This window comes from Kitasatospora sp. NPDC023385, from assembly GCF_055664045.1.
In genome coordinates this window covers 369,558-381,481 of record NZ_JBVOOL010000002.1, presented here as the reverse complement: position 1 = coordinate 381,481, position 11,924 = coordinate 369,558, and the positions used below count along the sequence as shown (strand labels likewise).

11 protein-coding genes and 1 pseudogene are annotated in these 11,924 nt (G+C 75.4%); 6 read left to right on the top strand and 6 right to left on the bottom strand.

Going from position 1 to position 11,924, the window contains the following annotated elements:
- Positions 1-362: 362 nt before the first annotated feature.
- The 3 genes from AC0B61_RS04700 (at position 363) to AC0B61_RS04690 (ending at position 2,906) form a co-directional block, all read left to right on the top strand.
- Positions 363-1,139 carry a VC0807 family protein gene (locus AC0B61_RS04700; protein ID WP_471739151.1) on the top strand — a complete coding sequence of 259 codons (777 nt, stop codon included), beginning with the start codon at positions 363-365 and terminating at the stop codon, positions 1,137-1,139.
- Between the two features lie 174 nt (positions 1,140-1,313).
- Positions 1,314-2,057 carry a tyrosine-protein phosphatase gene (locus AC0B61_RS04695; protein WP_471739150.1) on the top strand — a complete coding sequence of 248 codons (744 nt, stop codon included), beginning with the start codon at positions 1,314-1,316 and terminating at the stop codon, positions 2,055-2,057.
- Positions 2,058-2,150: 93 nt separating this feature from the next.
- Positions 2,151-2,906 (top strand): Clp protease N-terminal domain-containing protein, encoded by a 756-nt coding sequence (locus tag AC0B61_RS04690; RefSeq protein ID WP_471739149.1) that lies wholly within the window; start codon positions 2,151-2,153, stop codon positions 2,904-2,906.
- A 70-nt stretch (positions 2,907-2,976) separates the two neighbouring features.
- On the opposite strand, the gene AC0B61_RS04685 is transcribed toward AC0B61_RS04690, so the two are convergent.
- On the bottom strand, positions 2,977-3,468 hold the full coding sequence (locus AC0B61_RS04685) for an NUDIX domain-containing protein (RefSeq protein ID WP_471739148.1): 492 nt from the start codon (positions 3,466-3,468) through the stop codon (positions 2,977-2,979).
- A 66-nt stretch (positions 3,469-3,534) separates the two neighbouring features.
- On the opposite strand from AC0B61_RS04685, the pseudogene AC0B61_RS04680 reads away from it, so the two are divergent.
- Positions 3,535-3,735: pseudogene (locus AC0B61_RS04680) on the top strand (STAS domain-containing protein); the annotation flags it as partial.
- 72 nt (positions 3,736-3,807) lie between these two features.
- Here AC0B61_RS04680 and AC0B61_RS04675 read toward each other — a convergent pair.
- The 5 genes from AC0B61_RS04675 to AC0B61_RS04655 all read right to left on the bottom strand — a co-directional run bounded on the left by AC0B61_RS04675 (position 3,808) and on the right by AC0B61_RS04655 (position 8,137).
- Positions 3,808-4,860: a sigma-70 family RNA polymerase sigma factor gene (locus AC0B61_RS04675; protein ID WP_471739147.1), complete on the bottom strand. Its 1,053-nt coding sequence runs from the start codon at positions 4,858-4,860 to the stop codon at positions 3,808-3,810.
- A gap of 116 nt (positions 4,861-4,976) precedes the next feature.
- The gene (locus AC0B61_RS04670; protein ID WP_471739146.1) at positions 4,977-6,230 is read right to left on the bottom strand and encodes a serine hydrolase domain-containing protein; all 1,254 of its coding nucleotides are present in this window, start codon (positions 6,228-6,230) and stop codon (positions 4,977-4,979) included.
- A 212-nt stretch (positions 6,231-6,442) separates the two neighbouring features.
- Complete coding sequence (locus tag AC0B61_RS04665) at positions 6,443-6,718, bottom strand: hypothetical protein (RefSeq protein ID WP_471739145.1); 276 nt, start codon at positions 6,716-6,718, stop codon at positions 6,443-6,445.
- A gap of 126 nt (positions 6,719-6,844) precedes the next feature.
- Positions 6,845-7,111 (bottom strand): UBP-type zinc finger domain-containing protein, encoded by a 267-nt coding sequence (locus AC0B61_RS04660; RefSeq protein ID WP_471739144.1) that lies wholly within the window; start codon positions 7,109-7,111, stop codon positions 6,845-6,847.
- A 144-nt stretch (positions 7,112-7,255) separates the two neighbouring features.
- A complete protein-coding gene (locus AC0B61_RS04655) occupies positions 7,256-8,137 on the bottom strand; it encodes a helix-turn-helix transcriptional regulator (RefSeq protein WP_471739143.1) in 882 nt (293 codons plus the stop codon).
- A gap of 175 nt (positions 8,138-8,312) precedes the next feature.
- Between AC0B61_RS04655 and AC0B61_RS04650 the strand changes: the two genes are divergently transcribed.
- Positions 8,313-9,074, top strand: a complete 762-nt coding sequence (locus AC0B61_RS04650) for an SDR family oxidoreductase (RefSeq protein ID WP_471739142.1) — start codon at positions 8,313-8,315, stop codon at positions 9,072-9,074.
- Positions 9,075-9,153: 79 nt separating this feature from the next.
- The gene (locus tag AC0B61_RS04645; RefSeq protein WP_471739141.1) at positions 9,154-11,913 is read left to right on the top strand and encodes a lysylphosphatidylglycerol synthase transmembrane domain-containing protein; all 2,760 of its coding nucleotides are present in this window, start codon (positions 9,154-9,156) and stop codon (positions 11,911-11,913) included.
- Positions 11,914-11,924: the final 11 nt, after the last annotated feature.

Genomic DNA, 11,924 nt, shown 5'->3' with positions numbered 1-11,924 from the left:
TTGACTAGGGCCGCCCCCGCGCCCGGCCGCCGGAGCCGCCGGTCCGAAGACCGTGGACGCTCGGGCCGCGAGGCTCCGGTCCGCGACACGCAGACCCCCCGCTTGCGCCCTGCGTCGGCCGCCCTCCCCCTGCCGCGCCGCCCGGCACCGTCCGCCGCCTGGACACCCTGGGCCGCGAGCCGTGCGCCTCCCCGGAGGCGACCAGGAAAGAGCAGGTCAGGGGCGGTGTCACGGCGCCCACCATGACAACTGTCACGCGGATCCCGCAACGGACGGCACTGCTCTGACGGGGGGTCGGACGGAAAGACTGGAGGCACGACGCGGGCAGGAGCCCGCGGCCGCCAGCCGGGGAGGAACCCACCGTGAGCCAGACCGTCAGCGCCGCCGCCGTCACCGCCACTGTCGCCGTCACCGCTCCCCCGAAGGCCGCCACCAAGGCCGCCACCGAGGCCGCCGCCCAGGGCGCCGCCCACGCCAAGGCACCCAACCCGCTGGTCTCCGGCCTCCGCCCGCTCGCCCTCGACGTGGCCGTCCCGATGGCCGGCTACTACCTGCTGCACTCAGCCTGCGGCCTGAGCGAGTTCGCCGCGCTGGCCTGGAGCAGCGCCTTCCCGGCCGCCCGCACCCTCCTCGGCCTGCTGCGCGAGGGCAGGCTCAACCTCTGGTCGACGCTGATGCTGGCCGTCAACCTGGCGGGCCTGGCACTGACCTTCGTCACCGGCGACGCCCGGCTGATGATCGCCAAGGACGGCGGCCTGAGCGGCACGGTGGCGCTCGCGATCCTGGCCTCCGCGCTGATCGGCCGACCGGTGATGAGCCCGGTGCTGATGCCCTTCATCACCAAGGGCAACCGGGACCGCGCCGCCGCCTGGCAGCGGCTGGCCGAGGGCCGGGCGGCCTCGTCGCGGGCCTTCCGCCGCTACGAGCGGGTGTTCTCGGGGATCTGGGGCACCGCGCTGCTGGCCGAGTGCGTGGCCCGGGTGGTCGGCGCCTTCACCCTGCCGGTCTCGACGATGGCCTGGCTGTCCACCGTGTTCCTGATCGGCGCGATCGTGGCCGGCTCGCTGCTCGGCCAGGCCGCCGCCGAACCGCTGGAGAAGCTGGTCAGCGCCGAGGCCGCGGCCCCGACCGCCGCCTGAGCGCCACCACCGCCTGAGCAGCGCCATCACCCTGAGCACCACCACCCGGGCCACGCGCCCCGCACCTGAACCGCCGGTGCCGAGGACTCGAACGGCAAGGAACCATCCCGATCTCCCGGGAGTCCTTACATAACGAGGGGGTAACGGTACCCCCGGCGAGGAAACGGGGAGCCCATGGACCGGACGACGAACGCGCTGACCACCATCGAGGAACGCACGCTCGTCTGGGACGGCTGCCTGAACGTCCGCGACCTGGGCGGCCTGCCCACCGCATCCGGCCGCCTCACCGCCCGCGGCGCGGTGGTCCGGGCGGACAACCTGGACCGCCTCACCGCCGAGGGCTGGGACGCCCTCCTCGACCACGGCGTCCGCACCGTGGTCGACCTGCGCAACGCCGAGGAGTACAAGCCGCTCCTCCCGCTCCCCGAGGGCGTCGACCTGGTCCGCGTCCCGCTGGACGAACTCGCCGGGCCCGACTGGTGGGAGGCGCACGGCCGGCTGGACGGCACCCCGCTCGCGCTCCGCCCGTACCTGGACCACTGCCCGCACGCCGCCGCCGCGCTGATCGGAGCGATCGCCGGCGCCCGCCCCGGCGGCGTGGTCGTGCACTGCGGCGCCGGCCGCGACCGCACCGGGCTGGCCGCCCTGCTGCTGCTCGCCCTCGCCGGGGTCGACCGCGCCGCGATCGCCGAGGACTACCTGCTGAGCGACCCCAACGTCCGCCCGCTGTACGGGATGCTGGGCCTGCCGGACCCGTACTGCCGGATCGACGCGGTACTCGCCGCGGAGGGGACCACCGCCGAGGCCGCCCTCGCGGCGGTGCTCGAAGGGTTCGACCCGGCCGGCTACCTGCTCGCCGCGGGCGTCTCGCCCCACCAGGTCGCCGCCGTCCGCGACCGACTGGCGCCCGCCGCATAGACGCGGCCGGCAAAGCGACGGACAGGACCGGGCGCCCCCGAAGACCGTCAACCGATGGTTGACGATCCGGGATCGACAACCTACGGTTGACGCATGGAGAATCCCGTCGTTCCCGCCACCACTCCGCTGCGCCTCGACGACCTGATCGCCGCGATCAAGAAGGTCCACACCGACGCGCTCGACCAGCTCTCCGACGCGGTCATCGCCGCCGATCACCTCGGCGACCTCGCCGACCACCTGATCGGCCACTTCGTCGACCAGGCCCGCCGCTCCGGCGCGTCCTGGACCGACATCGGCCGCAGCATGGGCGTCAGCAAGCAGGCCGCCCAGAAACGGTTCGTCCCCAAGGACCCGGGCACCCCGAACGACCTCGACCCCAGCCAGGGTTTCAGCCGGTTCACCCCCCGGGCCCGCAGTGTCGTGGTGGCCTCGCAGGAGGAGGCCCGGAAGGCGGGCAACGCCCAGATCACCACGGAGCACCTGCTGCTCGGCCTGCTCGCCGAGCCCGAGGGCATCGGGGTGAAGGCACTTGTCGCCCAGGGCGTCGCTCCCGAGGCCCTGCGGGCAGCGGCCACCGCCGCCCTTCCGGCCGCCGTCGACGAGCTGCCCGCGCTGATCCCGTTCGACGCCCAGAGCAAGAAGGCGCTGGAGCTGACCTTCCGCGAGGCGCTCAAGCTCGGACACAACTACGTCGGCACCGAGCACCTCCTGCTCGCACTGCTGGAGCAGGACAACGGCCAGGGCGTCCTGGCCGCACTGAAGGTGGACAAGTCCGAGGCGGAGACCTTCGTCTCGGAGGCCATCGCCGCCATCATCGCCGCCCGGGACGCGGAGTCCGAGCAGCCGTGAGCCGGGTCCGGCCCCGGGCGCGACCCCTGCCCCGGGGCCGGACCACTACCGGCGGCCGCGGCCGCCGCGGCTAGAACCCCGCGACGTGGGTGGTGACGATCCGGACCCGGCCGTCCTCGGCCGCCGCCAGCGCCGCCCGCAGCCGGGCCGAGCGGGCCGGTCCCAGCAGCTCCAGCGCCTCCTCGACGGGTGCCCACCGGTAGTCGTCCAGCTCACCGGCCGGGACGGTCACGGGGGTGCCGTCCGGGACCGCGCCGAAGTCGAACATCAAGTGCTGGGCGGGGTGGTCGAGTTCGGCCGAGGGGTGGGTCCAGGAGATCGCCAGCAGGTCGCCGGTCGTCCCGACGATGCCGGTCTCCTCCGCCAACTCCCGTGCGGCGCACTCCACCGGGCCCTCGCCGAGGTCGATCGTGCCGCCCGGGAACTGCCAGTGCTCGCGGTACCCGGCCTTCACGATCAGGATCCGGCCGGACGCGTCCCGCAGCAGGCAGCCCGCCGCCGCGTAGATCCGCGGCAGGGACGCCAACCATTCCTCGCGCGACTTCAAGGGCTCAACCGTCACTGCGGTCCTCCTGGGGCAGGGTGGGCACGGTGGCCCCCACTCTGCCACCGGTGTTCGGGCGGACCGATGAGTCGACGCCCTCGCGCCGGTCCCCTCTGCATGGAGACCACACCGGGCGGCTCCGCCCTGACCTGTGACCTGGGCGCGCTGACCGCCCCCGACCTGGCCGTCGTCGACGCGCTCGCCCGGCTGCGGCTCGCCGCCGCCCGGCACGGGGTGGGCGTGGTGCTGCTGAACGCGGGCGGCCCGCTGCGGGAACTGCTCGCGTTCAGCGGGCTCGCGGCACTCCTGCCGGGCACGTCCGCCCCGCCGGACCTCGCGGAAGCACTGGGCACCGACCTATTCCGCTCCAGCCTCCTCGACACCGGCCTCCTGGACACCGGCCTCCTCGACACGAGCCGGCTCGACCCCGGTCTGCCCGGCGTCCAGCCGGGGCGGCAGGCCGAACAGCGGGAACAGCACGTCGGTGTCGAGGAAATTGGTGAACCCGGTGATCCGCCCCGCTGACACCTCCGGCACGATCAGCGCCCACGGCTCGTGCCCGCCCGCCGGACTCGGCCGGTACTGGCCGAAGGCCGGCCCGCCGTTGGCCGTCACCGGGAGCAGCCGGGAGCCGCGGCAGCCGTGCCCGGGGCCCAGCATCCAGGCCCGGAGCTCGCCCCTCCCCTGCAGCCACATCGCGAACGGCGGCATGTTGAGCGTGACGTCCTCGTGCAGCAGTGCGGCGAGGCCGTCCATGTCGTACGCCTCGAAGGCGCGGACGTAGCGGTCCAGCAGCGCGCGGTGGTCCTCGTCCAGCGCAGGGGCCGGTCGGGCGGCCGGGGTGTCCGCGGCGAGCGCCGCGCGGGCGCGCTGCAGCGCGCTGTTCACCGAGGCCACCGTGACGCCGAGCAGTTCGGCGGCCTCGGCGGCCTTCCAGCCGAGCACCTCGCGCAGGATCAGCACCGCCCGCTGCCGCGGCGCGAGCCGCTGCAGCACGGCCACGAAGGCCAGCTTCACCGACTCGCGCTGGGCGGCCACCTCGGCCGGGTCCGCCGTCTCGGGCAGCACCCGGCCGTCCGGGGCGGGGCCGATCCAGGTCACCTCGGGCAGCTGGGTGTCGTGCGCCGCGGCCACCGTGACGGGGCCCGCCAGATCCATCGGGCGGGCCCGGGCGGACCGGCCGTTCAGCGCGTCCAGGCAGACGTTGGTCGCGATGCGGTACAGCCAGGAGCGCAGCGCGGAGCGGCCCTCGAAGCCCTTGTGGCCGCGCCAGGCCCGGACCATGGTCTCCTGCACCGCGTCCTCGGCCTCGAAGACCGAGCCGAGCATCCGGTAGCAGTAGCCGGTGAGTTCGGTGCGGTACCGCTCCAGCTGGAGCTCGACCGGCTCCTCTGTCGTCACGTCGACCATGGTGCGCCCCCGTCGTCCTGCCGTGCCTGCTGTGTCTGCCGTACTTGCCGTGCCTGCCGTGCCCTGGCGATCGTGACGAACCTAGCGCAGGCCACTGACACTGACCCGAGTCCGGCTCACCGCTTCCCGTAGACCTGCCCGGAGCCGAAGCCGGTGGTCACCAGCTTCCACAGGGTGGGGAACTCCTCTCCGGAGAGGCCCGTCGGGTTGAGCCCGACGACCACGGTGCGGGAGAGGTCGCGGGTGGCGAAGACGCCGCTGCTGTAGCCCGGGCGGGCGCCGGTCTTGCCCCAGACCTCCGTGCCGTTCGGCAGGACGGTGCGCAGCAGGCCGCCCGCGCTGAAGCAGGCGTGGCCGGCGGTCGGGCCGATCTCGCAGTTCTTGTTGCGGTCGTTGGGCACGTTCGGGACGGCGAACACCTCGGCCTGCTGGGCCGGCGGCAGCAGCCGGCCGCGGAAGAGGGCGTCGAGGAAGCGCTCCAGGTCGGCGGCGGAGGAGACCAGGCCGCCCTCGGCCCACGGGTACGGGCTCTGCTCGGTGACGTCGACCCGGCTGGTGCTGCCGTCGGCGGCGGGGACGTCCACGTAGCCGGAGGCGTGCGGGCCGCGGACGGCCAGGTCGTCGGCGGCCGGGACGTAGGTGGCGTGCAGGCCGAGCGGACCGGTGATGCGCCGCCGCACCTGGTCGGCGAAGGTGTCGCCGGTGACCTTCTCGATCACCATCCCGGCGACGAAGTAGTTGTTGCCGTTGTACTGCTGCGCGGTGCCGGGCGCGAAGCTCATCGGCTGGGTGAGCATGTCGGCGACGACCTGCTCGGGGCTGAAGTAGTCCGCCTTGTGCGCGGCGAACCACGCCGCGCTGCCGTCTCCCGAGGTCATGCCGCCGCCCCCGGGCAGGCCGCTGGTGTGGTCGAGCAACTGGCGTACGGTGACCGGCGGGTAGCCGGTCGGGAGCAGTCCGGGCAGGTACCGCTGGACGGTGCCGTCCAGGTCGACCTTCCCCTCGGCGGCGAGCTGGAGCAGCACGGTCGCGGTGAACACCTTGGAGATGCTGCCGATCCGGAACCGGGCGTCCGCCGGGACGTCGTCGCCGGAGGTGCCGCGCCACCGTGCGTCCGGGCCGCCGACCCGGACCAGCGCGCCGGTGATGTCGGCGGGCAGGGCGTCGAGGGTCCTCGCCAGCGCCTCCCGGTCCAGCGGCCCGGGCCGGGCCGCCGCGGGGAGAGATACGGTGCCGGCGCCGGAAGCTGTGCCGGCCTGCGGCACGTCGGCGGCCAGGGCCGGGGCCGCGGCGCCGACCGTGACGGCGGCGAGCAGCGCGCCTGCTGCGGCGAGGGTGGACCAACGGATGGTGCGCGTACGGGTGTTCATCCGGCTTCTCTCCAACGACGATTCGCCCGACCGTCGTTCGGCCGCATTTCGGCGGCCCGTCCGGCCGGCGGTGGCTCCGACAGGAGAGAGTCTTCGGCAGGGCGCCCGGTCGCGGCATCCGGGCACACCCCCGGACCGCCCCGGAGAACGCCCCTGATCACGCATCAGGGACGGGCGCCCAGGCTGCGGGCGCCCACCTCGGTGGGGCCGCCTCAGTGAGCGGAGTGCTTCTCCGCGCCGCGGTGCCGGTGCCCCTTGAGTTCGGCGTGCGCGGCCGGGGCGGCGTGCGTCGCCGTGGTCGGTGCGGCACGTCCGCCGTGCCGGAAGGCCTCGTCCGCGCCGTTCCCGGCAGCGGCGGCGGAGGACGTCCCGCCGGTGCGCAGCTTAGGTGCGATCCGGACGGGTGGGCTCGCCATGCCCCGGCGTTCCAGCAGTTCCTGGGTGCCCTGGCGGAGCTGGGCGGTGCTGCCCGGGGTTCGCTTGGTCATCGTCGGCCTCCCTTCGGCGGTCACCGGCCGGACGGATGCCGACCGGAGGGCCACACGGGCGTCTTGTCCGGATTTTACCGGAGTTGAGTGCCCCTGCCACCGGGGCGGATCGTGTCCGGATGCGGCTCAGCCCATGACCTCGTGGACGAAGCACCAACGCCAGTCCTCCCCCGGCTCGTACGAGCGGATCACCGGGTGGGAGGTGTTGTGGAAGTGCGCGGTGGCGTGCCGCTGCGGCGAGAAGTCGCAGCAGCCGATGTGGCCGCAGTCCAGGCAGATCCGCAGGTGCACCCAGTCCCTGCGGCCCTGCGCCAGGCAGTCGGCGCATCCGTCGGGGGGCGGAAGGGGCTCGATGTCCTGAGGGGCCAGAGCGATGTCTTCGCAGGCACTCATGACTGCAGGCTATGCCGCCCCGGGCCCGCCCGCCCGCTCAGCACGCGCCGGCCCGCCCGCTCGCGACGCGCCGGCCCGCCCGCTCAGAACAGCGCCGGTCCGCCCGCTCAAAACGCACCGGCCCGCCCGCTCAGGACGCGCCGCTCACGACACCTCCGAGGCCTCGGACATCGCCCCCGGGGCCGTCCAACTCCCCAGCAGAGCCAGCTTCTGGGCGGTCGGCGAGCCCGCCGGGGCGGTGTAGACGACCAGCAGCTGGTCCGGCGAGCCGTTGACGCCCAGGGTCTCGTAGCCGAAGTCGAGGTCGCCGACCAGCGGATGCCGGAGCAGCTTGACCCCGTGGGTCTTCTCCCGCACCAGGTGGTCCGCCCAGAGCCGGCGGAAATCCTCGCTGCGGAGGGACAGTTCGCCCACCAGGGCGCCCAGCGCCGGGTCCTCCGGGTGCAGCCCGGCGTCCCGGCGCAGGTAGGAGACGGTCTCCGCGGCGACCGCGTCCCACTGCCGGTAGTAGTCCCGGGCCGCCGGGTCGAGGAAGGCGTGCCGGGCCTGGTTGAGCGGGCCGTCCGGGCCGACGGCGGCGTGGGCGGAGAAGCCGTTCACCGCGTCGCCCAGCGCGTTCCAGGCCAGGACGTCCATCCGGCGGCCGAGGACGAAGGCCGGCACGCCGGCCATCAGGTCCAGCAGCAGCCTCGTTCCCGGGCGGACCTGCTGCCCTCCCCGTCCCCGGCCCCGGGCGGCCGCGCCGGCGGGTTCCTTCGGCGGACGGGCGAGCGAGCGCAGGTGCGCCGCCTCCACCTCGTCCAGCCGCAGCACCCGGGCCACCGCGTCCAGGACCGCGTCCGAGGCACTGCCGCCCCGGCCCTGCTCCAGCCGGACGTAGTAGTCCACGCTGACGCCCGCGAGCTGCGCCACCTCCTCCCGGCGCAGGCCCTGCACCCGGCGGCGGCCGTACGAGGGCAGGCCCACGTCCTCCGGCAGGATCCGGGCCCGGCGCGAACGGAGGAAGTCCCCCAGGGTGTTCTCCATGCCTGGCAGGTTAGCCCCGGCCCGCCCGCGCGAGGGTGGTACTGCCGTTCCCAGGAACGGCCTACCCAGGAACGGCCTACCCAGGAACAGCGCAGCCCTGGGTCGGCGGTCGCGGCCCGCGCAGAGTGGTCGGCGTCAGCCTGCCCCGCCCGCCCCGGAACACCTGGAGCCCCCGATGACCCTCGCCTCCCTCGCCTCCCGCACCGCCGTCGTCACCGGAGCCGCCAGCGGCATGGGCGCCGCCACCGCCCGGGCCCTCGCCGCGCACGGCGCCCGGGTCGCCCTGCTCGCCCGCCGTACCGAGCGGCTGGACGCGCTCGCCGCCGAGATCGCCGCCGCGGGCGGGCAGGCGCTCGCCGTCACCGCCGACATCACCGACCAGGCCTCCGTGGACGCCGCCGCGAAGACCGTCCACGGCGCGTACGGCCGGGTCGACCTGGTGGTCAACAACGCCGGCGTGATGCTGCCGAACCCGCTCGCCGACGGCCGGATCGACGAGTGGACCCGCATGGTCGACACCAACCTCACCGGCGCGCTGCGGATCGTGCGCGCCTTCACCGCCGACCTCACCTCGGCCGCCGCCGAAGGCCGCACCGCCGACCTGGTCAACGTCTCCTCCATCGCCTCGCACGTGGTCTTCCCCGACTACGCCGTGTACGGCGCCACCAAGGCCGCGCTGACCCAGCTGTCCGCCGCCCTGCGCAGCGAACTCGGCCCGCGGGACGTCCGGGTCAGCGCGATCGAGCCCGGCCTGACCGACACCGAGCTCGGCGGGCACATCGACAACCCGGTGCTGCGCGAGCAGCTCGGCGGCATGTTCGACGCCATCCCGGCGCTCGGCGCCGAGGACATCGCCGACCTCGTCGCGTACACCGTCAGCCGCCCCCGGCACGTCAACCTGCGTCACCTGGTGGTCCTGCCGACCCGGCAGGCGTAGGGCCCGGCACCGGCGGGCGCGGCGGCGTACCCCGCTCCACGGCCGCGGGCGGCATGGGAGCATGCCAACCGTGGCGATCGTGACGGGGAGAACGAACGGCGACACCGACGGGGGCGACACCGGCGGTGTGCCCGCGCAGCGGACGGGCGACGCACGCGTGCCGGACGACGGGATAGCGGACGGTGACGCCGGGAGCAGCGGGACAGCGGGCAACGGCGCGGCCCGGGCCCCGGCCCCGGCGGCCCAGGCCCCAGCCCAGGTCGGGCCGGGCCCCGGCCGGTTCCCGGCCCGCCCGGTACCCGCCACCGGCCGCCTCCGCCAGCCCGTCGCCCTGATCCGGCTGCTCGGCGGCCTGTTCGCGATCGCCCTCACCCTGCTGCTCGCCGACTACGCCCGGGCCACCACCGGCGGGATCGCCGCCGACGTCGCCGAGGCCGCCGCGCTGGTGCCGCGGCCGCTGGCGAGCCTGGCCGGCGGGCTCACCACCGCCGCCGTCCTGCTGCTGCCGGTCGGCCTCGCCGTCCACCGCCTGCTCGGCCCCGACCGCCGGCGGGCCCTCCAGCAGGTCTCCGACGGGCTGCTGGCCGCCGTCCTCGCGTACGGCGCCACCCTCGGCCTGGACCTGTGGGCCGACAAGCTCGCCTCGCCCTCGCTGCTCACCGCGCTCACCCAGCCGCTGCCCGCCGACGTCCTCGGGCACACCGAGCCCGTCTACGGCTACCTGGCCCCGGTCCTCGCCTTCATGACCGCCTCCGGCAGCCGTGAACGCCGCCTGCCCTGGGCCGTCCTGACGCTCTCCGGCCTCGCCGGGCTGGCCGGCGGGTTCGCCACCCCCACCGCGCTGCTGCTCGGCCTGCTGCTCGGCTGGACCGGCGCCCACGGCACCCTGTACGCGGTCGGCACCCCCGACCCCTGCCCCCGGCCCGGCGAGATCCTGCGCGCCCTGCGCGACAGCGGCCTGCGCCCGGTCGAGGCCGTCCCGGCCGGGCCCGACCGCTACCGGGTCCGGCAGGCCGACGACCGCCCCGACCTGGACGTCCAGCTGCTCGACCGGCAGGCCGTCACCGCCGCCGCCGTCCAGCGCGCCTGGCGCCGGCTGCGCCTGCGCACCGCCCCCGACCCGCGCGTCCTGCGCTCCCCGCGCACCGGCCTGGAGCACGAGGCCCTGGTCGCGTACGCGGCCCTGGCCGCCGGCGTCCGCACCCGCCGCATCGCCGCCACCGCCGGCCTCGGCCAGGACACCGCACTCATCGCGTACGAGCGGCTGGCCGGCCGCACCCTGGACCAACTCGCCGACGACGAGGTCACCGACGAGCTGCTCACCGACGCCTGGCGCCAGCTCGCCCTGCTCCAGCGCCGCGAGGTCGCCCACCGCGCCCTCGTCCCCTCCTCCCTGCTGATCGACGACGCGGGCGCGGTGCACCTGGTCGACTTCGCCGACGGCGACGTCGCCGCGACCGAACTCGTCCTGTGCTGCGACATCGCCCAACTCCTCACCACCCTCGCCCTGCGCACCGGCGCCGCCCGCTCCGTCCGCACCGCGACCGCCGTCCTCGGCCCCGACCCGATCGGCGCCGCCCTCCCCCTCCTGCAGCCCATCGCCCTCACCCACACCACCCGCCGCGCCCTCAAACGCCACGCGAAGCCGGCCGCGACGGCCGCGGGAGCGGCACCACCCGGGGCCGTCGTCGCCGACCCGGCCGTGGTCGTCGCCGGCTCGGCCGTGGCGGGCCCACCGACGGCCCCTGCACCGGGCCACCGAGGCGACGCGGCGAAGCCCCAGTCCGCCACCGGCGAACCCCCCGCCGCCGCCCCCGCCCCGGTCCCCGGCGGGTTGCTGGAGGAGATCCGGGCGGAGGTGTTGCGGGCGCGGCCGCAGGCCGTGGGGCGGCCGGTGCGACTGGAGCGGGTGCGGCCCCGGACGTTGCTGGCCGTGGTGGGCGGGGTGGTGGCCGGGTGGCTGCTGATCCCGCAGTTGTTCGCGGCGGAGGACAATCCGGTCTCCGCCCTGGCGGACGCCGACCCGTGGTGGCTGGCGCTGGCGCTGGCCACGGCGGCGGCGAGCCACGTCGCGGCGGCGATGGGGTTCGTCGGGTTCGTGCCGGAGCGGCTGGACTTCCGCAACGCGGTGCTGGCGCAGGTGGCGGGCTCGTTCGTGAAGCTGGTGTCGCCGGGCGGAGTCGGCGGGGTCGCGCTGAACACCCGGCTGCTGCAGCGGGCCGGGATCCCGACGGCGCAGGCGCTGTCCAGCGTCGGGGTGGGGACGATGCTCGGGCTGGTGCTGCACCTGCTGCAGCTGGGGGCCTTCGTCTACCTGCTGGACATGCAGCCGGGCGGGTCCGAGCTGGACGCGCTGCCCGCCGTGGTGGGCGGGTTGACGGGGGCGGCGGCGCTGCTGGCGGTGGTGTCGGCGATCCCGGCGGCCCGGCGGTGGCTGGCGGCGCGGCTGCGGCCGTTGACGACGGAGGTGCTGCCGCGGCTGCTGGACCTGCTGCGCAGCCCGACCCGGCTGGCGGTGGGCGTGACCGGGCAGCTGCTGGTGTCGCTCTGCCTGATCTCCTGCCTGTACTGCTGTGCCCGGGCGATCGGCCGGGAGCCGTCCTTCGCCTCGGTCGCGGTGGTGTTCCTGGTGGGCAACGCGGCGGGCAGTGCCGCGCCGACCCCGGGCGGGGCCGGCGCGGTGGACGGGGCGCTGATCACGCTGCTGCAGCAGACCGCGTCGATGGAGAAGGGCGGGGCGCTGGCGGCGGTGGCGCTGTTCCGGCTGCTGACGCTGATCCTGCCGGTGCTGCCGGGTTGGGCGGCGATGGCCTGGCTGCAACGCCGCCGGGCGCTCTGAGGCCGGTTCGC

Coding starts and splice junctions, on each gene's coding strand:
- AC0B61_RS04695 (WP_471739150.1), top strand. CDS start 1,314: ATGGACCGGACGACGAACGCGCTGACCACCATCGAGGAACGCACGCTC.
- AC0B61_RS04690 (WP_471739149.1), top strand. CDS start 2,151: ATGGAGAATCCCGTCGTTCCCGCCACCACTCCGCTGCGCCTCGACGAC.
- AC0B61_RS04675 (WP_471739147.1), bottom strand. CDS start 4,860: ATGGTCGACGTGACGACAGAGGAGCCGGTCGAGCTCCAGCTGGAGCGG.
- AC0B61_RS04670 (WP_471739146.1), bottom strand. CDS start 6,230: ATGAACACCCGTACGCGCACCATCCGTTGGTCCACCCTCGCCGCAGCA.
- AC0B61_RS04665 (WP_471739145.1), bottom strand. CDS start 6,718: ATGACCAAGCGAACCCCGGGCAGCACCGCCCAGCTCCGCCAGGGCACC.
- AC0B61_RS04660 (WP_471739144.1), bottom strand. CDS start 7,111: ATGAGTGCCTGCGAAGACATCGCTCTGGCCCCTCAGGACATCGAGCCC.
- AC0B61_RS04655 (WP_471739143.1), bottom strand. CDS start 8,137: ATGGAGAACACCCTGGGGGACTTCCTCCGTTCGCGCCGGGCCCGGATC.
- AC0B61_RS04650 (WP_471739142.1), top strand. CDS start 8,313: ATGACCCTCGCCTCCCTCGCCTCCCGCACCGCCGTCGTCACCGGAGCC.